Here is a 21,124-nt window from a genome sequence, read left to right as displayed (position 1 = left end):
TCTGGACCCCGATTCCAGGACCGATTGGGGAGCAACGCCATCCGCTCACTGCGTCACTGCCGCCAACGACCCACTAACGGAGCACCTGCGATGAGCTACAAAAGCATCGTCGTTCAACTCGACATGAGCGCGCGCGCCCATTCACGCCTCGAATATGCGTTGCGTCTCGCCAGGCAATTCGACGCGCACCTGACCGGCGTGTTCTCAGCGTTCAGTCCGGATCCGCGTTCTTTCTATGTCATGGCCGGAACGGCGGACTACTACGAAGAGCACCGCAAAGCCCGTCAGGAACGCCACGGCGCACTCGAACGGATCTTTCACGCGGAATTGCTGCGCGCGGGGGTGAGGGGCCAGTGGGTCGACTACCCTGACTCCCAGGGTCAAGCGATTCCTCGCTATGCCCGTTACGCGGATCTGGTCGTGGCGGGGCAGGACGATCCGGATGATCCGGAAGGATTTATCGCCGATTACTTCCCTGAAACGCTCGTCATGACCTCGGGCCGCCCCGTGCTGTTCATTCCCTACACCGGGGTGTTTCCGACGATCGGCGCGAACATCATGGTCGCGTGGAACGGCAGCCGCGAATCAGCCCGCGCTGTTCAAGACGCCATGCCGCTGCTGCAGCGCGCCGAAAGGGTCACCGTCGTCAGGCTAAACGAACTGAAAGACGAGCCGGGCGCCAACCGCATTCCTGGCGCCGATATCGCGCTCCTGCTGGCACGGCACGATGTCAAGGCCGAAGTGGCGGCGCTCGATGGTGTCAACGACGTCCCAATGGGCGACATGCTGATTTCACGCGCATCGGATCTGGGTGCGGACCTCGTCGTCATGGGCGCGTACGGTCACTCGCGCTGGCAGGAACTCGTGATGGGCGGTGCGACGCGCACCATGCTGGAGTCCATGCCCATACCCGTATTGATGTCGCATTGATGTTGCTTTGATGTTGCTTTTGGACCAAGGAGATTCTTCATGTACACCCGCATTCTCGTTCCTATCGACGGCAGCGAAACATCTGCGCACGCCCTCGACGCCGCCCTGGAACTCGCTCACGAACACAACGCGGAACTCAAGCCGGTTTATGTGGTGGACGTGCCGCAATTGATGTATTCGGGGCCGGCCTGTGACCCGTCGCTCGTACGCGAAGCCTTTGTCAAAGAGGGTGCGCTAGTGCTGGCCGACGCTGCCGCCAAGATGCTGCGCGCGGGTGTCAAAGGCTCGACGCTGGTCGTTGAAGTCGATCCCCTGGGTGACGATATCGCCCAAAGGATCACAGCCGCCGCGAAAGATTTCAGCGCCGATCTCGTGGTCATGGGCACGCACGGGCGGCGCGGCTGGCGAAGGCTCGTGCTGGGCAGCGTGGCCGAGCGTTTCTTGCGGATTTCGACCCGGCCGGTGCTGCTGGTGCCGCTGCATTCCGCGGAAAAAAAGGAACCACGCAAAGTGAGCACGGTGAGCACGCCGGACGTTGCGGGCGCGTCTATATAAGCAGCGGGACGGTCCCGATCCGTCCCGACGCCTGAGCGCCGCCGGTCGGGCCGTTAGGGAATGCGCTAGAGCGCGAATGCCTCATCGTGTTTATCGTCGCGCTGATCGTCACGAACGGTGAGGACCGGAACATGACTCGAACGCAAAACCGTTTCCGCGACGCTGCCGATCAAATGCCGGCGCACGCCACGCGGCCCATGCGCGCCCATCACGATGAGATCCGCATCGAATGCCTGGGCTGCCTGCATGAGCGCGCCCGGGATGCTTGCGCCGTGTGCATCGATGATCTGAGTAATACAGCGCACCCCGCAGCGCACTCCGCTGCGCTCGCACAAGTCGCGCGCATGATCGAGTTGCCGGTGCGCGCCGGCATCACCCGCCTCTTCTCCGACAACCCCGCCTACGGGATCGCAAATGTCGTGCGAGACAACGCACGCCACCATCAACATCGCATCGGCCGCGTGCGCCAGCTTGAGCGCCTCTTCAAGCGCAAGGCGCGCGCTGACGCTGTCGTCGAGTGCTACCAGAATTCGTTTGTACATGACCCGCTCCACGGATGTCCTTCGTGCTTCAGTGTCCGCGTGCAGGCCTGCCGGTCACTTGATCCACATCAATTCACGCGGCCGGGGGTACGCCGCACAAATCACGTCCGGAGCGGCGCGGTATGATCCGCACAAGCTCGGCAACACAAATTTCCACACTTATCCGGAGACTCCATGCCCGCGCCCCGGCGTAACACGGCATCGCATCAAGGCACCGGTCGACAGGCTCACGTAACCGGCTTGCTTGGCATGGCCGGCGCCCTCCTGCTCACCGCGAGCGCCGCTTTCATGACGCTCAGGCGCCACGGCACGAAGGCCGCTAAGCCCACGCCACCGGCTCCCACACGGCTTGACGAAGCGCGGCTGCTCGGCATCATCCGGTCGTCGATGGAAGCGATCATTACCATCGACGAAAACCAGCGCATCGTCATGTTCAATCCGATGGCGGAACGTCTGTTCGACTGCCCGGCAGCCGACGCGCTCGGTACCCCGCTCTCCCGTTTCGTGCCCGAGCGCTTTCGCGCTGGTCACGAAGCCCATGTGCGCCAGTTCGGCGTGACGGGCGTGTCCGACCGGCAAATGGGCGGGCGGCGCATACTGTATGGCCTGCGCGCGACCGGCGGTGAGTTCCCGTTCGAAGCATCGATCTCTCAGTTCGGCGATGAAAACGGCAAGCTGTACACGGTAATGCTGCGCGACATCAGCGCGCAAGTCGCCGCCGAACGCTCGCTGCAGCGCTCGCATGAGGAACTGCGGGAGCTCTCCGCGAATTTGCTGAATATCCGCGAGGAAGAAAAGTCTCGTATTGCAAGGGAGCTGCATGACGACCTGGGCCAGCAATTGACCGCGCTGAAAATGGATATATCGTCGCTCGAACTGAGCGCCGCAACGAACGCCGAGGCACGCACGCAATTGCGCGGCATGCAGCGCCTGATCGATGCAACCGTCGCCTCGATGCGCCGGATCGCCGCCGACCTCCGCCCGGTGATGCTCGATGACCTGGGACTGGTCCCGGCCATCGACTGGCTGGCGATCGACTTTACGAACCGGTACGGTATTGACGTCGAGCGGCGGATCGACGCGAGGCACACCATTTTCAGCCGCGACGGCGCGACCGCCGTGTTCCGGATCGTGCAGGAAGCGCTGACCAACGTGGCGCGCCATGCGCAAGCTACCCGTGTCGATCTGGCGTTATATCTAGAGGGTGATCGCTGCATCCTGCGCATTGCTGACGACGGCATAGGCGCCCATGAGCGTGCCGATACCGGGCGCAAGTCGTTTGGTCTTATCGGCATTCGCGAGCGGGCGCACGGGCTGGACGGGTCGGTTTCGATCGAATCCGGCATTGGACAAGGGTTCGCAGTGACCGTGACATTCCCGCTCTCGACCTTGCAACTAGACGACGCTTTCTCCGACAATCCGGACAACACCGAGGAAGAACCGCTGCAATGACTCGAGTATTGATCGCCGATGACCACGCCCTCGTGCGTGACGGGCTACGCCATATCCTGCTCAGCGCGAACGGCCTGGAAGTCGCTGGCGAAGCCAGCGACGGCGCCACCACCATGGCAATGATCCGTGCCACCCCGGCGGACGTGCTGGTTCTCGACCTGTCGATGCCCGGCAGGAACGGCGTCGAACTGCTCAAGCAGATCAAGGACGAGAAACCGGCGCTGCGCATCCTGGTCCTGACGATGCATGCCGAACAGCAATACGCGGTGCGTGCGTTCAAGGCGGGGGCATCGGGTTATTTGACCAAGGAAAGTGCAAGCGCTGAACTGGTCACGGCAGTGAGCAAGGTCGCTGCAGGCGGTGTGTACGTGAGCCTCGCCATGGCCGAGCGGCTCGCACAAAGCCTGAACGAACCGGCCGACGACCTGCCGCACCGTCGGCTTTCCGACCGCGAATTCGAAGTCTTCCGGCGGATTGCAGCGGGTGAAACGATCACGCAGATCGCCCAGGCGCTGTCGGTGAGCGCCAAGACTGTCAGCACGTACAAAACCCGCATTCTCGAAAAAATGCAGATGCCGCACGACACCGCACTGGTCCGCTACGCCATGCGCCACAAGCTCTTCGACGACGACTGCGACGCCTGATAGCGCGCCCATACACAAGCGGCAAGCACCAAGCGTGTAGTCCAACCCCTACAGCCCCTCCCAAACCCCTACATCATGTCTGGCCGCTTGCCGATTTTATTTTGAGATAGCCCCGACCATACTTCGAGGCATGAACTCAAACGGTTGCGCGCCATGCTGAAGATCTTCCTTGTTGATGACTCGAGCCCGGTGCGCCGCCGCCTCTCCGCGCTGATCGGCGCGCTGGCCGGCGTGGTGATCGTGGGAGAGTCGGAAGAAGCGGACACGGCGCTGGGGTGCATCCGCATGACCCGCGCGGATCTCGTGATCGTCGACCCGCATCTGGCGGGTGGCAACGGCATGGGGATCGTCGAGTCGCTGGCGCGTGCCACGCCGCCGGTGCCGACCATGGTGTTGACCGATCATTCCGGACCGGCGTTTCGTGCCGCGTGCCAGCGCGCCGGCGCCCGCTATTTCTTCGACAAGACCTGCGAATACGAACTGGCTCGCGACGCGATTCAGCAGATGGCCAACGCGCCCCGCCCTGAGCCAACACCGTGCGAGCCGGCATGACCGCGTTTAAGTCGATCCACGCCCGATGCGCACAGCTCGTCAGTAAATCCATTCAGTGATCGTCCGACTCTTCTGGAGACAGGCATGACCTCAGCTACCGCTTATGCGCCCGCCGCTTCAACAACGGTGAATCCTCTCGTGTACATGACGCGTTCCGCCAGCACGAGCCCGCCACCGCCGGGCCCCGTCGCGGGCACGAATTGCTCCGACTGTTCGTTGCATTCCATCTGCATGCCGGCTCACCTGAGCGCGACGGAGCTGGCCCGGCTCGATGCCATTGTGTGCTCCACGCGGATCGTACGACGCGGCGAGACGCTATACCGCGCCGGCGATAAATTCAAAAGCATCTATGCGGTGCGCGTCGGCTGCTTCAAGACGGTCATCACGCATCGCGACGGCCACGAGCAGGTCACCGGCTTTCATATTGCGGGCGAACCGCTCGGACTCGACGGCGTGTGCTCCGATGAACAGAATTGCGATGCAATCGCGCTCGAGGACAGCAAGGTATGTGTCATCCCGTTCGATTTGCTCGAGGACCTTTGCCACGATGTGAAGGCCATGCAGCAGCATGTGCATCGGATGATGAGCGGCGAAATCGTGCGTGAATCCGGACTCATGATGATGCTCGGCACCATGACCGCGCAGCAGCGTGTGGCGGCGTTCCTGCTCAATTTGTCGTCGAGGATGAAGAAGCGCGGCTACTCTTCCGCGGAATTCAACCTGCGGATGACGCGGGAAGAGATTGGCAGCTATCTCGGGCTGAAACTCGAGACCGTCAGCCGGATGTTCTCCAAGCTACAGCATGCAGGGGTGATCGATACGAACGGTAAGCAGGTACACATTCTCGATAGCGAGAGGCTCGCCGGCGTTTGATCGAAGCGAACGGACATGCCCATAGAGTACCTGCGAGGTTTCGCGCGGCCGCAGCGCACCGACCAGAATAACCGGCGCCTTGGACGCTGGCTTGCGTTTATCGCGGGCGCGGCCAACGCGGGCGGCTTTCTTGCCGTCGGGCAGTACACCTCGCATATGTCGGGGATCGTATCGGCACTCGGCGATAACCTCTCCTTAGGCGACCTTGGCCTTGTCATCGCAGGATTAAGTTCACTCGCCGCATTCACGACCGGCGCTGCCACCTCCGCGATCATGATCAACTGGGGCCGGCGCAGGCGGGCACATAGCGAATACGCGCTGCCGTTGATGCTTGAGGCCGTACTGCTCCTCGTGTTCGGCCTGCTTGGCTCGAATCTGGAAAACAACCGGTTCCTGTTCGTGCCCGCGACGGTAGGGTTGCTCTGCTACGTCATGGGCCTGCAGAACGCGATCATCACGAAGATATCCAAAGCCGAGATCCGCACCACGCATATGACCGGCATCGTCACGGATATCGGCATTGAACTCGGCAAGCTCTTTTATTGGAATGTGTCTGAGTCCGGGCCCGGCGTTACCGCTGTCCGGGCGGACCGGTCGCGGCTCCGGTTGCTGGCTTCACTGCTCGGCATGTTTTTCATTGGCGGCCTTGCGGGTGCGCTGGGTTTCAAGTACGTGGGTTTCATATCGACCCTGCCGCTCTCGGCAATGCTGGTCGTGCTGGCAGTCGTGCCGCTGATGGACGATCTGGTCGGGCAGCGTAGGTGAAACCACGGCACTGACCTGCCTCGTTGACCTGTATCAATGAGATATCCACCGGACATCTCATAGTCATATAACGGCAGCGATTTTTCGATCAGGTGCAGCCGGTGCACTCCCTCTGCATCATCGGGCCATCAAGAGCCCTTTATCAAAAACCCTTCCCCAAGCGACGACCCCTGTTGGCTCGCCGATCTCATGATCCATGACTAAAGCGAGGAGACCATGTCTACCATCGAATCAACCCCTCTCGTCCCTGCCCAGGGCATTCCTCCGGCAGGCCGCAGCACCGCAATTGAAAGCATGGACGCCTACCGTGCGCTCGTGGCTGAGGCTGCTCAGGATCACGAAGCGTTCTGGGCACGTCTTGCGCGCGAGCATCTGACCTGGCGCCGCCCGTTCACGCAGATTCTCAACGACCGGGACGCGCCGTTCTACAAGTGGTTCGAAGACGGCGAACTGAATGCGTCGTACAACTGTCTCGACCGCAATCTGGCCAGCGGCAATGCGAACAAGACCGCGATCATCTTCGAGTCCGACGACGGCCGAGTTTCCACCGTCACGTATCAGGCGTTGTATCACCGGGTATGCCGGCTCGCGAATGCACTGCGGGCACGCGGCGTGAAGAAAGGCGACCGCGTCGTCATCTATCTGCCGATGTCAGTCGAAGGTGTTGTCGCGATGCAGGCCTGCGCGCGCATTGGCGCACCGCATTGCGTCGTGTTCGGTGGCTTTTCCGCGAAGTCACTGCATGAGCGCATCACGAACGTTGGCGCGGTAGCCATCATTACCGCCGACGAGCAGGTTCGCGCCGGCAAGACGCTGCCGCTGAAAAGCATTGTGGACGAGGCGCTTGCAATGGGCGGCACCGACGCCGTGAAGACCGTCGTCATCTACCGGCGCACGGGTGGCCGGATTCCATGGATCGGCGGCCGCGACGCGTGGCTGCATGAGCTGGAGAATGACCAGCCGGATACCTGCGAGCCCGAGTGGGTGAGCGCCGAGCATCCGCTGTTCGTGTTGTATACGTCAGGGTCCACCGGCGCACCGAAGGGCGTGCAGCACAGCACGGGAGGTTATCTGCTGTGGGCCGCGGTCACCATGAAGTGGACCTTCGACATCAAGCCCGACGATGTCTTCTGGTGTACCGCCGACATCGGCTGGATCACGGGGCATACGTACATCTGCTACGGGCCGACCGCCGTTGGCGCAACCCAGGTCATTTTCGAAGGCGTGCCCACGTACCCGAACGCCGGCCGCTTCTGGGACATGATCGAACGCCACAAGGTGTCGATTTTCTACACCGCGCCGACTGCCATCCGCTCTCTCATCAAGAGCGCTGAAGCGGATCGCGCGGTGCATCCGGGAAGCTTCGACCTGAGCACGTTGCGCATCCTCGGCACAGTTGGTGAACCCATCAACCCGAGCGCGTGGAACTGGTATTCGGAGCATGTTGGCGGTGGCAAGTGCCCCGTGCTCGACACGTTCTGGCAGACCGAAACAGGCGGTCACATGATCACGCCGTTGCCGGGCGTAACCCCGCTTGTTCCTGGCTCCTGCACGCTGCCGCTGCCCGGCATAGATGCCGCGATCGTCGATGAAACCGGCAACGAGGTCCCGAACGGACAAGGCGGCGTGCTGGTCATCCGCAAGCCCTGGCCGTCGATGATCCGCACCGTCTGGGGCAACCCGGATCGCTTTCGCAATGGCTATTACCCGGAGGAACTCGGAGGCAATCTGTATCTCGCCGGAGATGGCGCGATTCGCGACGCCGACACAGGTTATTTCACGATCACCGGCCGTGTTGACGATGTGCTTAATGTATCGGGTCACCGCATGGGCACGATGGAAATCGAGTCGGCGCTGTCGGCGTGCCCGCTGGTCGCCGAAGCGGCGGTCGTTGGTCGCCCTGATGAAACATTCGGGGAAGCCATCGTCGCATTCGTCGTATTGAAAGGCCCGCGCCCTACCGGCACCGACGTGAAGCGCATAGCCGATGAATTGCGCGCATGGGTCGGCAAGGAGATCGGTCCAATCGCAAAACCGAAGGAGATCCGCTTCGGCGACGCGATGCCAAAAACGCGTTCCGGCAAGGTCGTGCGCCGCATGTTGCGCTCGGTCGCGAAGGGCGAAGAAGTCTCGCAAGACACGTCGACCGTTGAAAATCCGCAGGTGATCGCGCAGTTCGCCGATCCTGCTTAATGAGCGCTTAAAGACCGCATATCGAGAACGTTCAACCCTAAGCTTGCGTCGCGCAACCGTTCATTCGTCCAGACTGCTGCGCGACAGATTTTGTTTCCATCAGGAGACTCATCATGAACTTCAAGACACCTAACCCCGCGTCGCTCGGGCTCGCCGGATTTGCTCTGACAACCTGGCTGCTCAGCATGATCAACGCCGGCTGGTTCACAGGCGACGCCATGGGCATGGTGCTCGCCGTCGCCTTCGCTTACGGCGGCACAGCACAGGCAATAGCAGGGATCATGGAAATACCGCGCGGCAACACGTTCGGCGCCACCGCTTTCCTCAGCTACGGGGCATTCTGGTGGTCGCTCGCGCTCTTTGTGCTGTTCCTGCACGACAAGGTGCCGGCCGCTTTTATTGGTTGGTACCTGTTCCTGTGGGGCGTATTCACGCTGTACATGTGGGTCGCGACATGGCGCTCGGCACGTGCGCTGCAATTGGTGTTCCTCGTCCTTTGGATCACCTTCTTCGTGCTGGCCGCAAGCGAATGGACCGGACTCGTGTGGCTGCATCACGCGGGCGGCTATTGCGGCCTGGTCACTGCAGCGCTGGCGTTCTATCTGTCCGCTGCGGAAATCATCAACGAGACGCACGGGCGCAGCGTACTGCCTGTGGGAATAGCCGGCGGGGCGATTGTGGGGTCGGTATCGGTTGATTCAGCCGGGAACCTCCAGCGAAGCTGACCGACAGGTGACGGCGGCGCCAAGGTCTTGCGCGCCGTCGTTGCAACGGAGCGGGTCACTGCCGGAAATGCTGCTCCGCTAACGCTGCGAACGCGCCTCGTCAACGATTGATAAAGATCAAGGGTCCTCACCCCTCAGACGATAGAGTTGACTCGAGCACGCGCCGTTCTTCTGCAGTCCCTCGCGTCCACATCACTTTCACGACATGTCACCGGGCGCATGCACTGCCCCCGTTTGGTTGGTGGGAATGCAGTCTGTCTGAAGGAATCAAATTGAACACTCGCCCGCCGGTCGCCCCCACCGAAAACCATCCCTTGACGGACGGTGTGGAGAACGCGAGTCCGGTTGAAAAACCCCAGGGCCGGGTAGTCGCCGTGCGGGGTGCGATCGTCGATGTCGCTTTCGATAACGCTGCGTTGCCGCTCATCGAAGAATCGCTTTCCATCTTCACCGATCGCGGACCGCCGATCATCGCCGAAGTGCAGGCTCATCTGGACGAACACACGGTGCGGGCGCTGGCCTTGCAGTCGACCGACGGGTTAAATCGCGGCACGGCCGTGCGCGCATCGGGCGGGCCGATCCTCGTGCCAGTCGGTGAAGCCATGCTTGGACGTCTGATCGATGTCACCGGCACGCCGGGAGACCGCGGCGCCCCCTTCGCCGACGATGTCCCGCGCCGCCCGATTCATCGCGCCCCGCCGCCGTTTGCGTCGCAGAGCGCTGCCACCGAGATCTTCTGGACCGGGATCAAGGTCATCGATTTATTGACCCCGCTTGCGCAGGGTGGAAAGGCTGCCACCTTCGGCGGTGCCGGGGTCGGCAAGACCGTGCTCGTGATGGAACTCATCCATGCAATGGTCGAACGCTACAAAGGCATCTCCGTCTTCGCCGGGGTCGGCGAACGTTCGCGGGAAGGCCACGAGATGCTGCTCGACATGCGCAACTCCGGCGTGCTGCCGCGCACCGTGCTGGTCTACGGCCAGATGAACGAGCCGCCCGGCGCGCGCTGGCGAGTGCCGCTGACCGCGCTCACCGTCGCCGAATACTTCCGCGACGAACGTCACCAAAACGTGCTGCTGCTGATGGACAACGTCTTCCGGTTTGTCCAGGCCGGCGCTGAAGTTTCAGGCCTGCTTGGACGGCTGCCCTCGCGGGTTGGCTACCAGCCGACGCTCGCAAGCGAAGTAGCCGCGCTGCAGGAGCGCATTGTGTCGGTCGGCGGCGTGTCGGTGACCGCGATCGAGGCCGTCTACGTTCCGGCGGATGACTTCACCGACCCGGCCGTGACCACCATCGCGGCGCATGTGGACAGCATGATCGTCCTGTCGCGTTCGATGGCCGCCGAGGGCATGTATCCCGCCATCGATCCGATCGCTTCGTCGTCCATCCTGCTCGATCCGGCTTTCGTCGGCGACGAGCACGCTGCGATCGCTATCGAGGTGCGCAAGACCATCGAACATTATCGGGAACTGCAGGACGTGATCTCGCTGCTGGGTGTCGAGGAACTGGGCGTGGACGATCGTCGCATCGTTGGACGGGCGCGCCGCCTGCAGCGTTTCCTGAGCCAGCCGTTCACCGTCACGGAGGCGTTTACGGGTGTGCCCGGCCGCTCCGTAGCAGTCGCCGATACGATCGCCGGCTGCAAGGCGATCCTCGCCGGCGACTGCGACAACTGGCAGGAAAGCTCGCTCTACATGATCGGCACACTCGATGAAGCCCGCGCTCGCGAAGCGGCCTCTTCACCGGCGGCTGCGGCCAAGGCCGAACCAGCAGCGGAGCATGTCGAATCATGAGCGCGCTCCTGCATCTGACCATCGCCACGCCGGCGCGCGTGCTGTTCGACAGCGCAGAGGTCGTCGCGCTGCGCGCTGAAGATGCTACCGGCAGTTTCGGCATTTTGCCCGGCCATGCGGCGTTCCTGACCGTGCTTGCGCCGTCCGTGCTGCGCTGGCACGCAGCCGACGGCATCGAACAATTTTGCGCGGTGAAGGAAGGCGTGCTGCGCGTGTCGGGCGGACATGAGATATCGATTGCGTGCCGCGAAGGTGTGATGGGCACAAGCGGAAAATCGCTCGAGGTACTCGAGTCGCAAGTCGATGCCGCGCGCGCGGCACAGCTCGATGCAGTGAGGCGTGCTCGCGTCGATGAAACCCGTCTTCATGCACAAGCCGTGCGGCAGTTGTTGCGGTATCTGCGCCCGAGCGCAAGACCGGCGGACGGAGCCGGATCGTGACCCAGCCCTCACCTGACGATATCGATCCCAAGCGCGAAACGGACCGCATGGCGCATGCCGCCCGGCAAGCCGTGCAGCGCAAACGCGAAGCGCAGGAAGAGCCGGAACCATCGCTCGGTGTCCGCCTCGGTCAGATCGGGATCCTCGGCTGGACCATCGTCGTGCCGACACTGCTTGGGCTCGTCATTGGCCACTGGCTCGACCGGCACTTCAACACCGGCGTGTTTTTCTCAGCGCCGCTACTCATGGCCGGTGCGGCCGTCGGACTGTGGTCCGCATGGAAATGGATGCATCGGCAAACCCGGAGAGATCGGCAATGACCTACCACTTACCGCTCGCAGCCCAGATCGCGATTGGTGTGAGCGTCGGCCTCGCGGCCGGTGCAATCCACTTCTCGACCTTGCACTGGAACATCCGGTTGCTGGTCTCCGGCACGCCAGCCAAAGCATTCGGCCTGCAACTCCTGCGCCTCGCAGGCGTGGTCATTCTGTTCGGTATCCTGGCGAAACTTGGCGCGTGGCCGCTGTTATGCGGCGCGGCCGGTTTGTTGCTGGCGCGCAGCGTCATCCTGCGGCGAGTGCAGGTCAGCACGCCATGATTGCCTCGCCGCTCGTCACTGCCACGCTGTTCCATATTGGGCCCATCGATGTATCGGCGCCCGTAGTCGCGACGTGGGTCATCATGGCCCTGCTTGGCGGAGGCGCCGCGTGGTACACGCGCCGCTTGTCGCTCACGCCATCGAAAGTACAGACGGTGCTCGAACTGTTGGTCAGCACCATAGACGACCAGATCCGCGACACCATGCAAGCCGAGCCTGAGCGTTATCGCTCGCTGGTCGGCACGCTCTTCCTGTTTATCCTGGTCAGCAACTGGTCGTCGTTGCTGCCGGGTGTCGAACCCCCTACAGCTCATGTAGAAACCGATGCCGCACTCGCCCTGATCGTGTTCTGCGCGACGATTTTCTACGGCGTCCGCACGCGCGGCCTGGGCCGTTACCTCGCCACCTTCGCCGAACCCACCTGGATCATGATCCCACTCAATGTGGTCGAGCAAATCACGCGGACCTTCTCGCTGGTCGTGCGCCTGTTCGGCAACGTGATGAGCGGCGTATTCGTCGTCGGCATCGTGCTGTCGCTCGCCGGGTTGCTCGTCCCCATCCCGCTGATGGCGCTCGACCTCCTGACCGGCGCCGTGCAGGCGTACATCTTCACGGTTCTCGCGATGGTCTTCATTGGCGCCGCGCTAGCCGAAAACCCCACAAAGACTTCCAGCAAAGAGGCAGGCCAACAATGAACAATCTGATCCAGGTAGTGAGCATTCTCGCCGCAGCGCTTGCGGTCTCGTTTGGTGCAATCGGGCCGGCGCTCGGCGAAGGCCGCGCGGTTGCGGCCGCCATGGACGCGCTCGCGCGGCAACCGGAATCGGCCGGCACAATCTCGCGCACGCTGTTCGTCGGCCTGGCGATGATCGAGACCATGGCAATCTACTGTCTGGTGATCGCCCTGCTCGTGCTGTTCGCCAATCCGTTCGTGAAGTGAGCGCACACTGATCATGCACATCGACTGGTGGACTCTCCTGCTGCAGACCGTCAACGCGCTCGTGCTCGTGTGGTTGCTGGCGCGCTTTCTTTTTCGCCCGGTGGCAAAGATCGTGGAGGAGCGCCAGCATGCAGCCGCAGCGCTGATGGCCGATGCCGCCGCAGCCAAAGCCGCGGCCATCGGTGAGCAGCAGAAGGCCGCCGCTGATAGTGCTGAAGTTGCCGCGCAACGCGCGCACCTGCTCGAAGCGGCGACGGCCGAAGCCGCGCAACTCAAGACGTCACTCGAGAACGCGGCACGCACCGAGACGGACCAGATGCGCACGGCGGCGCAAACCGCAATCGACGCCAGCCGCCGCGAGGCCGCCGCAGCGGACTCCGATCGGGCGTCGCAGTTCGCACTCGATGTCACCGCGCGGCTACTCGATCGCCTGCCTGCCGAGGCACGGATCGCGGGGTTCATCGATGGACTGGCGCGCGAGCTCGCCGCGCTGCCCGAGGCTACGCGGGGACAACTGACTGGCGACGAAGAACCGGTCCACCTGATCGTGCCACGCGCTCTCACCGACGATGAACTGGCGGCATGTCAAACCGCGTTCACGCAGGCGCTGGGGCATCCTTTGCAGGTTCAGGTCAAGGTCGATCCCGCCGTGATTGCAGGACTTGAACTGGAAGCGCCGCACGCACTCGTGCGCAACAGTTTTCGCCACGATCTCGCCGGCCTGAAAACGGAGCTCCTCAGCTCATGACACCCATCGAAACCGACCTCGCTACAGGAGACAAAGTAGACAGCGACTGGCTTATCAGCAGCCGCGCCGCCCTCGCCCGCACTCAGTTTGCACCCCAAGCGGAAACGGTCGGGCGCGTTGAACACGTGTCCGACGGCATTGCTTCCGTCTCCGGCCTGCCCGATGTGCGCCTGAACGAACTGCTGCGCTTCGAGGGCGGCCGGTTCGGCTTTGCGCTCACACTGGACGCCGATGCTATCGGCGCGGTTCTGCTCGACGACGGCGATGCGATTTCCGCCGGCTCTCGCGTCGCCGGGACGGGGCAAGTAGTGGAAGTGCCGGTCGGTCCCGGGCTGCTCGGGCGAGTGGTCGATCCGCTCGGCCGGCCGCTCGACAACGATGAACCCGTGGCGGCTGAAATGCATTTGCCGATAGAGCGGCCCGCACCTTCCATCATCGACCGGGATCTGGTCGCGCAACCGGTCGCCACCGGTATCCTGTTGATCGACGCGTTGTTTGCTATCGGCCGTGGCCAGCGCGAACTGATCATCGGCGACCGGGCTACTGGCAAGACCTCGATTGCCATCGATACGATCGTAAACCAGAAGCACACCGACATGATCTGCGTGTATGTGGCGATCGGTCAGCGTGCTACCGCCGTGCAGCGTGTAATCGACGCAGTGCGCCGCCACGGCGCGCCCGAGCGATGCGTATTCGTGGTCGCGTCGGCGGCAGCTTCCCCGGGTTTGCAATGGATCGCGCCGTTCAGCGGTTTCTCCATCGCCGAATATTTTCGTGACCGTGGGCAACATGCGCTTATCGTGATCGACGATTTGAGCAAGCATGCCGCAACGCATCGCGAACTCGCGTTGCTCACGCGCGAACCACCGGGCCGCGAAGCGTATCCCGGCGATATCTTCTACCTGCATGCGCGGTTGCTGGAGCGCGCGGCGAAATTGTCCAAGGAATTGGGCGGCGGATCGCTCACGGCGTTGCCGATAGCGGAGACCGATGCCGGCAATTTGTCCGCCTACATTCCCACCAACCTGATCTCGATTACCGATGGGCAGATCATGCTCGACGCTGCGCTTTTTGCTGCCAACCAGCGCCCTGCCGTGGACGTCGGCCTGAGCGTGAGCCGGGTCGGCGGCAAGGCGCAGTTGGCGGCGTTGCGCAAGGTATCCGGGCGCTTGCGGCTCGATTATTCGCAGTTCCTTGAACTTGAAATGTTCACGCGTTTCGGCGGTGCGATGGAGCCAAGGGTCAAAGCGCAAGTGGATCGAGGCCAGCGCATTCGCGCATTGATCACGCAGCCACGTTTTGCGCCGCTGCGCCCCGTCGATGAAATCGCGTTGCTGGCCGCGCTCGCCGACAGCGTGTTTGACACGCTGCCGGTCGGCTGCATTGCGACGGTTCGCACGCGTCTTGCCGCGCATCTGGATGCGCATGGTGGCCCTGCGGCGAGCGCCGCGCTAGTTGCCACAGGGACGCTAGATGAAGCAACGCTGAGCGGTCTGGTCGCGGCAGTACGCGACCTTGCAGTACAAGTCAGCGCGGCGCCTGAAGCTGAAGCCAGGCAGGAAACCAAACCCGAGGCCACTTCGACATGAGCAACAAACTCAGCGAAGTTCAGGCGCGCATGAATGGCGTACATGGTCTTGAGTCCGTGGTCGGTGCAATGCGCGGTATCGCTGCGGCACGCTCGCGTGAAGCGCGTAGCCGTCTGGATGGCATTCGGACCTGCGCGCGGATAGTCAGCGCGGCGATCGGCGACGCGTTGCTGCTGATCGACGACCACGTGTCACCCGAAACCTCAAACGCGCCCGCAAAGCAGGATGCCGCTATGGTGATCGTCCTGTGCGCAGAACAGGGTTTTGTCGGCACGTTCAACGAGCATGTAATCGATGCAGCGCTTGCATCGAGCCTCGGATCCGCGCGCGCTTCATCGACGGAATACCTGCTGCTCGGCGACCGGGGGATCGTGGCGGCGACGGAACGCGGGCTGAATGTCGGCTGGTCGGCGCCAATGGTCACTCATGCCGACGAAGTGCCTGCACTCGCCGATCGCCTCACCGGCGTGTTGTTCCAACGCCTGGTCGCTGGGCGAACCACGAGCGTGAGCGTGATTCACGCAACGCCGAACCCAACGGCTTCCGTCCAGACCGTCGAGCAGATCCTGCTGCCGTTCGACTACGCACGCTTCTCGGCTGCGTCATTGAAAACGCAGCGCCGCAATCCGCCGCTCATTACGCTCCCACCGCAACGCCTGTTATCGCAGCTTGCGGAGGAATACATCTTCGCGCAGCTTTGCGAGGCCATCATGCTGTCGTTCGCTGCAGAAAACGAAGCGCGCATGCGGGCGATGATCGCTGCACGCACGAACGTGCATGACAAGCTCGAAGCATTGACCGGAGATTATCGACGGCTGAGGCAAGAGGAGATCACGTCGGAGATCGTGGAGCTTTCCGCAGGAAGCATCGCCGCCGGCAGACCTTCAAAAAAATCGCGCCCTAAACCGACCCGGGACTGCGGGGCGCGGCTCCATCCCCTCTTTCTGACATCCCCAAACCATCATGGATGAGCCTTCCGAGGAATACGATGCAGAGGGCCGCGATCCGGTGATCGGCCCGACCAAACCCCATTTGCTCGGCGTGTTGGGGCCCGGCCTGATCACAGGCGCCTCTGACGACGACCCCAGTGGCATCGCCACCTACAGTCAGGTCGGCGCGGCCTTCGGCTATGGACTGTCGTGGACGCTGTTGTTCAGCTACCCGCTGATGGTCGCCATCCAGATGATCAGCGCGCGCATCGGCCGCACGACGGGACACGGCATAGCAGGCGTGCTGCGTCTGCACTACTCGACGTGGCTGTTGCAGTGGATCGTGGTGCTCCTGCTGATTGCGAATATAGTCAACCTGGGTGCGGACCTCGGTGCCATGGCCGATGCCCTCGCGCTGTTGCTGCCCGGCCCCAAATGGCTCTACGTGCTGCTGTTCTCGGTGATCTGCGTCGCCATGCAGCTCTTGCTGCAATACACGCGCTATGTGGCGGTGCTGAAGTGGTTCACGCTGTCCCTCTTTGCGTATTTCGCCGTGCTGGCGGTGGCGCACGTTAACTGGGGCCAACTCGCCAGCAACCTGCTCCTGCCGCGGCCCGTGTGGACATCGGCGTATCTCACTGCCGTCGTGGCAGTGTTCGGCACCACGATCAGCCCCTACCTGTTCTTCTGGCAATCGGATGAGGAAGTCGAGGACATGCACGTGCATCCGCGCCGACTCGATCTATTCGATGCACCTGAACAAGGTCCTCAAGCGCTGCATCGTATCGAGGTCGACACGCTTGCCGGCATGGGATTGTCCAACCTGGTCGCGCTGGCCATCCTCGCGACGACGGCGGCAACCCTCCACGCAGGCGGTATTGTCGATATTGAAACGTCGGCACAGGCCGCGCAGGCCTTGCGGCCTATTGCCGGCCCGTTCGCCGCGCTGTTTTTCACGGTCGGGCTGATCGGAACCGGTTTGCTGGCCGTGCCTGTTCTTGCGGGATCGGCGGCATATGCGATTGGTGAAGCGCGGAGCTGGCCGGTGGGCTTCACGCGCAAAATGCAGGAAGCGAAGGCCTTTTACGCGACCATCGCAGTGGCTACGCTGATCGGCATGGTTATCAACTTTACATCGATCAACCCGATCAAGGCGCTCTACTGGAGCGCGGTGCTCAACGGCGTAGTCGCCGTGCCGGTGATGTTCGTGATGATGAAAATAGTGTCCCGACCGGACATCATGGGAAAGTTTGCGGCCAAGGGCTGGCTGCGAGCGCTGGGCTGGATGGCCACGGCGGTCATGCTGGTGATTTCGGTGGGCATGGTAGTGACCTCGATCTGATGTTGCGCTGCTGTGTCTCTGCGGGTGCGCGGCTTGCTCCTGACCGCGTGCCAGAGCTATCAGGCACTTGTTTGCTGTTTCCCGCCCTGCGCCGCATTGACCTAAACTTATCAGGCGACGTGACTGACTGGGGACGCTAAATAACGCGACCGGGCAAACGCGATACCCGCCGTCGCGACGCATCAGTTCAGACGAAAACTCCTTCCACTTTTATTTTGGGTCTGAAATGAAATTCAAGGACTATTACGAAGCCTTGGGAGTCGAGCGCACCGCGACACTCGCGGACATCAAGAAGGCGTACCGCAAGCTCGCTCACAAATATCATCCCGACGTCTCCGCCGAACCGGACAACGAAGCGAAGTTCAAGGACGTCGCCGAAGCCTATGCCACGCTGAAAGACACGGAAAAGCGCGAAGCTTACGACAACCTGGGCAAACATCCAGCCGGCGAATCGTTCACGCCGCCACCGGACTGGCAGCAACATTTCCATACGGGCGATGCCGGTCTCGACGACGTCGACCTCGCCGATCTTTTTGCAGCCTTTGGCCGAGGCGGAGCCGGTGGCAGCGGGGGTGGTCATCGTAGACAAAGCTTTCCTGTCCCCGGGCAGGACTATGAGATCGCCGCGCCGGTAACGCTCGAGCAGATCCATCGCGGCGACGAGATCGAACTGAGCGCCGAGCTTCCCGAGTACGACGCCAATGGCCTTGCGCATCGCGTGCCGCGGACCTTTCGAATCACCATTCCCAAATCGGCCGCAAACGGCCAGCGCCTGCGGCTGGCCGGCAAGGGCGGCCCGGGCTTTAACGGCGGACGGCCCGGCGACCTGTATGTGTCGCTTCAGTTGCAACCGCATCCGCTTTATCGGCCCGATGGCCGCGACCTGTATATCGACCTGCCGCTCGCGCCCTGGGAAGCCGTGTTGGGGGCGAGCGTACACGTCCCCACCCTTGCGGGAACGGTGGAACTCAACGTGAAACCCGGCACGACTGCCGGGCAAAAATTGCGGCTCGCCAAACGCGGACTGGCATCGGCCGATGGCAACGTCGGGGCGCTGTATGCGGTGGTCAGGATAGAAGTGCCGAAGACGGTGAGCGCTCGTGAACACGAGTTGCTGGAACAACTGAAGGCGGCATCGAACTTCAACCCGCGCCAACATTTCGCGTAAGGAGAAAAAGCCATGAGCACACCATTGAGCGAGTCGGTCTGGCTTAACGACGTGGACGTTTGCCAGGTTGAATATCTGGCCGAGGTGTCGGGTTTATCGATTGAGGAAATTGAAGACCTCATTGATACCGACGTCATCAAGCCGGTGGACACCGGCACACCTACGCGCATGTTCCAGCTTCGTTATGTTGTCACCGTGAAGACGGCACGGCGGCTACGCGATGACTTCGAACTCGACCGGCGAGGTCTTGCGCTGGCGCTATCGTTGTTGCAGCGCATAGATGAACTGCAAGCGGAAATACACGCGACGAAAGCGCGGCTCGGACACCCGCGATGATCGCGTGGACGGGGTTGAGTCCGGTTCATGGCGGATAGCCATGAACCGGCACACCGCAGTGCGGAGGTACCTTCAAGCCCCTGCTGCTAGGAGAAGTCTTTCGGATTCCCTGCTGTCGTTACCCGATCGCTTTCCGCAACATCGACAACGACCACGGGCGGAGGTTCGTTCATCCACGCTTCCAGCAGCGTCGACGCTACCGCCAGAATCACCGGGCCGACGAACAAACCTACTATCCCAAACGCGAACATGCCGCCCAACACGCCGGCCAGGATCAGCAGCATCGAGAGATTCACCCCACGCCTGATCAGGACCGGCCGCAACAGGCTGTCAAGCATGGCGACCGCGACTGACCAGATCAGCAACAGGATCGCGGCGACGGTTGCGTCATGCATGAAAAGCCATGCGACGCCGCCGAGCAAGGGCAGCAGCGGGCCGATCTGGGCCAGGCATAACATCAGCATCACCGCGGTCAGAATTCCGGCAGCAGGAACGCCGGCGACCCACAGACCGATCCCGCCCAGCGCGGACTGCGCCACCGCTGTCACGACAATCCCGAGCGCGACCGCGCGAATGGCCAGCCCCGCCAGCTTGACCGCTGACGCGCCGCGCTGAGCGGCCAGACGGGTTGCGAAACGCGTCACGAAGCGCCCCGCTGCTTCGCCCTGGGTATAGAGAATGCCCGCGATGATGATCGTGACGAACATGTGGATCACGAACACGCCGACAGCCGCTGCATGGCCAAGCATCCAGCGCGCGACAATCGTCAGGTACGGTTCCAGCTTCGCCAGGATGCCACCCGGCCCGGCGTCCGACAGGGTCTGCCATTCATGCGCGACGCGCTGCCCGGCCAGCGGAATATCGCCGACCCAGCCGGGCGGTGGCGGCAGTGCATAGCTTGGAAGAAGCTTGATGGTTCCCATGATCTCGGTCGCGTGCAAGGCGAGCGTCGAAACGGCTTCATAGAGCGGTAGTGCAATGACGACCAGAAGGATGAACAGCATTACCACGGTGGCAATCCATCGGCGATTGCCGACGCGGCGCTGCACTGCGAGCATCACGGGCCAAGTTGCAACCACAATGGTAGTCGCCCAAATAAGCCCAGGAATGAAAGGCCGCAGAACATAAAGGCTGCCGATCGTCAACGCGGACAGGATGACAATAACGAACAGAATGCGGGCAATATCGACGGGTGGACGCGGGGTCGTTTCATTCATTTCGTGCTCCTGACAAGAATATCCTGGCTGTGCTTGAACGCGCGCACCGGACACCCGACATCGGATCCGGCTGCACGAGCCGCACTGCGAGCCCGATGCATGATCTAGTTTACCGGCTATTGGTTTGCAACAGTGTGTCCGGTCTGGACATGCGCTGTCGACTGCTTCCGCGGGGAGCAAATCACCCCATGCGCGCGGCGAAGCGACTTTGACAGGCTTCGCCCCGGATGTCGATATGTCTCAGGAACTGAATGCGGGCATGTTGTCAAACTTCATTGCATTGGCTGCGACGGTCGACGCGTTCGCATCACCTTATACAGGAAATGAGGCCACGACCGCCAGTCACCGGCACACGTCTTAATGCGCGGCCCACCACTGCGTTGCCTTCTCCTTGTCCCACGCCGGCAGCACTTCGCGGTCGATCGATGCGTCCCGCAACGCCGGAAAGTCCTTGCGGAATTCGCAGGCGCCACGCTCGATATTCACGACGATGGGACTCGGTTGATAGCTCGTGTGATAGGCGTTCTTGAGCGTGACGGTCATCAACGCATACGACTGCGATGTGGTGTCCAGGGACTGCGTGGTCGTCGTTGGTGACATGCTTGAAACGGTCGCACAACCAGACATCAAAAGCGCCGTCATAACAGCGCCGAGCTGCAGATACTTTCTCATTCTCGTAGTCACATGAAGGGTTGAGTGGATTTTCTCGACACGTACCAATCCGGCCAACGCAGCGCGGCTTTCCCCTCCCGAACCGCCGCGAATACCCTGGACCCGACGTGGCGCCCTTCAT

At 62.2% G+C, this 21,124-nt stretch carries 23 protein-coding genes and 1 pseudogene; 21 read left to right on the top strand and 3 right to left on the bottom strand.

Translation table 11 applies throughout. The features are described 5' to 3' along the window. Positions 1 to 90: 90 nt before the first annotated feature. Both FH08_RS0116700 and FH08_RS0116695 read left to right on the top strand, forming a co-directional pair. A complete protein-coding gene (locus tag FH08_RS0116700; RefSeq protein ID WP_031359417.1) occupies positions 91 to 930 on the top strand; it encodes a universal stress protein in 840 nt (279 codons plus the stop codon). Between the two features lie 39 nt (positions 931 to 969). Beyond that, a complete protein-coding gene (locus FH08_RS0116695; RefSeq protein ID WP_063771205.1) occupies positions 970 to 1,485 on the top strand; it encodes a universal stress protein in 516 nt (171 codons plus the stop codon). 65 nt (positions 1,486 to 1,550) lie between these two features. Here FH08_RS0116695 and FH08_RS0116690 read toward each other — a convergent pair whose 3' ends face one another. Further along, positions 1,551 to 2,027, bottom strand: a complete 477-nt coding sequence (locus FH08_RS0116690) for a universal stress protein (protein ID WP_031359415.1) — start codon at positions 2,025 to 2,027, stop codon at positions 1,551 to 1,553. A gap of 246 nt (positions 2,028 to 2,273) precedes the next feature. Between FH08_RS0116690 and FH08_RS0116685 the strand changes: the two are divergent. From FH08_RS0116685 to FH08_RS0116595, 19 genes and pseudogenes are all read left to right on the top strand, one after another. Next, a pseudogene (locus tag FH08_RS0116685) lies at positions 2,274 to 3,479 on the top strand (PAS domain-containing sensor histidine kinase); the annotation flags it as partial. Further along, entirely contained in the window at positions 3,476 to 4,123 is a 648-nt protein-coding gene (locus FH08_RS0116680) for a response regulator transcription factor (RefSeq protein ID WP_031359413.1), read from the top strand. The pseudogene FH08_RS0116685 and the gene FH08_RS0116680, both read left to right, overlap by 4 nt. Positions 4,124 to 4,276: 153 nt before the next feature. Next, positions 4,277 to 4,675 (top strand): response regulator, encoded by a 399-nt coding sequence (locus tag FH08_RS0116675; protein WP_031359412.1) that lies wholly within the window; start codon positions 4,277 to 4,279, stop codon positions 4,673 to 4,675. A gap of 84 nt (positions 4,676 to 4,759) precedes the next feature. Next, positions 4,760 to 5,548, top strand: a complete 789-nt coding sequence (gene fnr, locus FH08_RS0116670) for a fumarate/nitrate reduction transcriptional regulator Fnr (protein WP_031359411.1) — start codon at positions 4,760 to 4,762, stop codon at positions 5,546 to 5,548. A gap of 15 nt (positions 5,549 to 5,563) precedes the next feature. Further along, on the top strand, positions 5,564 to 6,313 hold the full coding sequence (locus FH08_RS0116665) for a YoaK family protein (RefSeq protein ID WP_031359410.1): 750 nt from the start codon (positions 5,564 to 5,566) through the stop codon (positions 6,311 to 6,313). Between the two features lie 216 nt (positions 6,314 to 6,529). Further along, positions 6,530 to 8,506: an acetate--CoA ligase gene (gene acs, locus FH08_RS0116660; protein ID WP_031359409.1), complete on the top strand. Its 1,977-nt coding sequence runs from the start codon at positions 6,530 to 6,532 to the stop codon at positions 8,504 to 8,506. Positions 8,507 to 8,619: 113 nt separating this feature from the next. Beyond that, complete coding sequence (locus FH08_RS0116655; RefSeq protein WP_031359408.1) at positions 8,620 to 9,231, top strand: acetate uptake transporter; 612 nt, start codon at positions 8,620 to 8,622, stop codon at positions 9,229 to 9,231. A 314-nt stretch (positions 9,232 to 9,545) separates the two neighbouring features. Beyond that, positions 9,546 to 11,024, top strand: coding sequence for a F0F1 ATP synthase subunit beta (gene atpD, locus FH08_RS0116650; protein WP_031359407.1), 1,479 nt, complete (start codon positions 9,546 to 9,548; stop codon positions 11,022 to 11,024). Further along, a complete protein-coding gene (locus FH08_RS0116645) occupies positions 11,021 to 11,464 on the top strand; it encodes a F0F1 ATP synthase subunit epsilon (RefSeq protein ID WP_031359406.1) in 444 nt (147 codons plus the stop codon). Before atpD ends, FH08_RS0116645 begins: the two co-directional genes overlap by 4 nt. A gap of 47 nt (positions 11,465 to 11,511) precedes the next feature. Further along, on the top strand, positions 11,512 to 11,784 hold the full coding sequence (locus FH08_RS0116640; RefSeq protein ID WP_200878759.1) for an AtpZ/AtpI family protein: 273 nt from the start codon (positions 11,512 to 11,514) through the stop codon (positions 11,782 to 11,784). After that, positions 11,781 to 12,062 (top strand): ATP synthase subunit I, encoded by a 282-nt coding sequence (locus FH08_RS0116635; RefSeq protein WP_031359404.1) that lies wholly within the window; start codon positions 11,781 to 11,783, stop codon positions 12,060 to 12,062. The genes FH08_RS0116640 and FH08_RS0116635 overlap by 4 nt, the downstream gene beginning before the upstream one ends. Beyond that, positions 12,059 to 12,757, top strand: a complete 699-nt coding sequence (locus FH08_RS0116630; protein WP_031359403.1) for a F0F1 ATP synthase subunit A — start codon at positions 12,059 to 12,061, stop codon at positions 12,755 to 12,757. Before FH08_RS0116635 ends, FH08_RS0116630 begins: the two co-directional genes overlap by 4 nt. Continuing rightward, a complete protein-coding gene (locus tag FH08_RS0116625; RefSeq protein ID WP_031359402.1) occupies positions 12,754 to 13,002 on the top strand; it encodes a F0F1 ATP synthase subunit C in 249 nt (82 codons plus the stop codon). Before FH08_RS0116630 ends, FH08_RS0116625 begins: the two co-directional genes overlap by 4 nt. 13 nt (positions 13,003 to 13,015) lie before the next feature. Further along, a complete protein-coding gene (locus tag FH08_RS0116620) occupies positions 13,016 to 13,750 on the top strand; it encodes a F0F1 ATP synthase subunit delta (protein ID WP_031359401.1) in 735 nt (244 codons plus the stop codon). Next, complete coding sequence (locus tag FH08_RS0116615) at positions 13,747 to 15,339, top strand: F0F1 ATP synthase subunit alpha (protein WP_051888318.1); 1,593 nt, start codon at positions 13,747 to 13,749, stop codon at positions 15,337 to 15,339. Before FH08_RS0116620 ends, FH08_RS0116615 begins: the two co-directional genes overlap by 4 nt. Beyond that, the gene (locus FH08_RS0116610; RefSeq protein ID WP_063771203.1) at positions 15,336 to 16,310 is read left to right on the top strand and encodes a F0F1 ATP synthase subunit gamma; all 975 of its coding nucleotides are present in this window, start codon (positions 15,336 to 15,338) and stop codon (positions 16,308 to 16,310) included. The genes FH08_RS0116615 and FH08_RS0116610 overlap by 4 nt, the downstream gene beginning before the upstream one ends. Continuing rightward, the gene (locus FH08_RS0116605) at positions 16,303 to 17,610 is read left to right on the top strand and encodes an NRAMP family divalent metal transporter (RefSeq protein WP_031359398.1); all 1,308 of its coding nucleotides are present in this window, start codon (positions 16,303 to 16,305) and stop codon (positions 17,608 to 17,610) included. Before FH08_RS0116610 ends, FH08_RS0116605 begins: the two co-directional genes overlap by 8 nt. A 226-nt stretch (positions 17,611 to 17,836) precedes the next feature. Then, a complete protein-coding gene (locus tag FH08_RS0116600) occupies positions 17,837 to 18,778 on the top strand; it encodes a DnaJ C-terminal domain-containing protein (protein WP_031359397.1) in 942 nt (313 codons plus the stop codon). Positions 18,779 to 18,790: 12 nt separating this feature from the next. Next, entirely contained in the window at positions 18,791 to 19,114 is a 324-nt protein-coding gene (locus FH08_RS0116595) for a chaperone modulator CbpM (RefSeq protein ID WP_031359396.1), read from the top strand. 86 nt (positions 19,115 to 19,200) lie between these two features. On the opposite strand, the gene ydiK is transcribed toward FH08_RS0116595, so the two are convergent. Beyond that, positions 19,201 to 20,331, bottom strand: a complete 1,131-nt coding sequence (ydiK, locus tag FH08_RS0116590; protein ID WP_031359395.1) for an AI-2E family transporter YdiK — start codon at positions 20,329 to 20,331, stop codon at positions 19,201 to 19,203. A 357-nt stretch (positions 20,332 to 20,688) separates the two neighbouring features. Continuing rightward, positions 20,689 to 20,931, bottom strand: a complete 243-nt coding sequence (locus FH08_RS0116585) for a hypothetical protein (protein ID WP_235210382.1) — start codon at positions 20,929 to 20,931, stop codon at positions 20,689 to 20,691. Positions 20,932 to 21,124 lie beyond the last annotated feature (193 nt).

This window comes from Caballeronia sordidicola, assembly GCF_000729995.1.
GTDB classification, from domain to species: domain Bacteria; phylum Pseudomonadota; class Gammaproteobacteria; order Burkholderiales; family Burkholderiaceae; genus Caballeronia; species Caballeronia sordidicola_A.
Note: the sequence above shows the minus strand (reverse complement) of the source record. Positions and strands in the feature narration are given on the sequence as shown.

What these genes read in the sequence shown, in the direction of transcription:
- FH08_RS0116690 (WP_031359415.1), bottom strand. Translation starts at nt 2,027, where the DNA reads ATGTACAAACGAATTCTGGTAGCACTCGACGACAGCGTCAGCGCGCGC.
- FH08_RS0116615 (WP_051888318.1), top strand. Translation starts at nt 13,747, where the DNA reads ATGACACCCATCGAAACCGACCTCGCTACAGGAGACAAAGTAGACAGC.
- FH08_RS0116665 (WP_031359410.1), top strand. Translation starts at nt 5,564, where the DNA reads ATGCCCATAGAGTACCTGCGAGGTTTCGCGCGGCCGCAGCGCACCGAC.
- FH08_RS0116645 (WP_031359406.1), top strand. Translation starts at nt 11,021, where the DNA reads ATGAGCGCGCTCCTGCATCTGACCATCGCCACGCCGGCGCGCGTGCTG.
- ydiK (WP_031359395.1), bottom strand. Translation starts at nt 20,331, where the DNA reads ATGAATGAAACGACCCCGCGTCCACCCGTCGATATTGCCCGCATTCTG.
- FH08_RS0116630 (WP_031359403.1), top strand. Translation starts at nt 12,059, where the DNA reads ATGATTGCCTCGCCGCTCGTCACTGCCACGCTGTTCCATATTGGGCCC.
- FH08_RS0116620 (WP_031359401.1), top strand. Translation starts at nt 13,016, where the DNA reads ATGCACATCGACTGGTGGACTCTCCTGCTGCAGACCGTCAACGCGCTC.
- FH08_RS0116700 (WP_031359417.1), top strand. Translation starts at nt 91, where the DNA reads ATGAGCTACAAAAGCATCGTCGTTCAACTCGACATGAGCGCGCGCGCC.
- FH08_RS0116605 (WP_031359398.1), top strand. Translation starts at nt 16,303, where the DNA reads ATGGATGAGCCTTCCGAGGAATACGATGCAGAGGGCCGCGATCCGGTG.
- FH08_RS0116680 (WP_031359413.1), top strand. Translation starts at nt 3,476, where the DNA reads ATGACTCGAGTATTGATCGCCGATGACCACGCCCTCGTGCGTGACGGG.
- acs (WP_031359409.1), top strand. Translation starts at nt 6,530, where the DNA reads ATGTCTACCATCGAATCAACCCCTCTCGTCCCTGCCCAGGGCATTCCT.
- FH08_RS0116695 (WP_063771205.1), top strand. Translation starts at nt 970, where the DNA reads ATGTACACCCGCATTCTCGTTCCTATCGACGGCAGCGAAACATCTGCG.
- fnr (WP_031359411.1), top strand. Translation starts at nt 4,760, where the DNA reads ATGACCTCAGCTACCGCTTATGCGCCCGCCGCTTCAACAACGGTGAAT.
- FH08_RS0116595 (WP_031359396.1), top strand. Translation starts at nt 18,791, where the DNA reads ATGAGCACACCATTGAGCGAGTCGGTCTGGCTTAACGACGTGGACGTT.
- FH08_RS0116610 (WP_063771203.1), top strand. Translation starts at nt 15,336, where the DNA reads ATGAGCAACAAACTCAGCGAAGTTCAGGCGCGCATGAATGGCGTACAT.
- FH08_RS0116585 (WP_235210382.1), bottom strand. Translation starts at nt 20,931, where the DNA reads ATGTCACCAACGACGACCACGCAGTCCCTGGACACCACATCGCAGTCG.
- FH08_RS0116655 (WP_031359408.1), top strand. Translation starts at nt 8,620, where the DNA reads ATGAACTTCAAGACACCTAACCCCGCGTCGCTCGGGCTCGCCGGATTT.
- FH08_RS0116625 (WP_031359402.1), top strand. Translation starts at nt 12,754, where the DNA reads ATGAACAATCTGATCCAGGTAGTGAGCATTCTCGCCGCAGCGCTTGCG.
- FH08_RS0116675 (WP_031359412.1), top strand. Translation starts at nt 4,277, where the DNA reads ATGCTGAAGATCTTCCTTGTTGATGACTCGAGCCCGGTGCGCCGCCGC.
- FH08_RS0116635 (WP_031359404.1), top strand. Translation starts at nt 11,781, where the DNA reads ATGACCTACCACTTACCGCTCGCAGCCCAGATCGCGATTGGTGTGAGC.
- FH08_RS0116640 (WP_200878759.1), top strand. Translation starts at nt 11,512, where the DNA reads ATGGCGCATGCCGCCCGGCAAGCCGTGCAGCGCAAACGCGAAGCGCAG.
- FH08_RS0116600 (WP_031359397.1), top strand. Translation starts at nt 17,837, where the DNA reads ATGAAATTCAAGGACTATTACGAAGCCTTGGGAGTCGAGCGCACCGCG.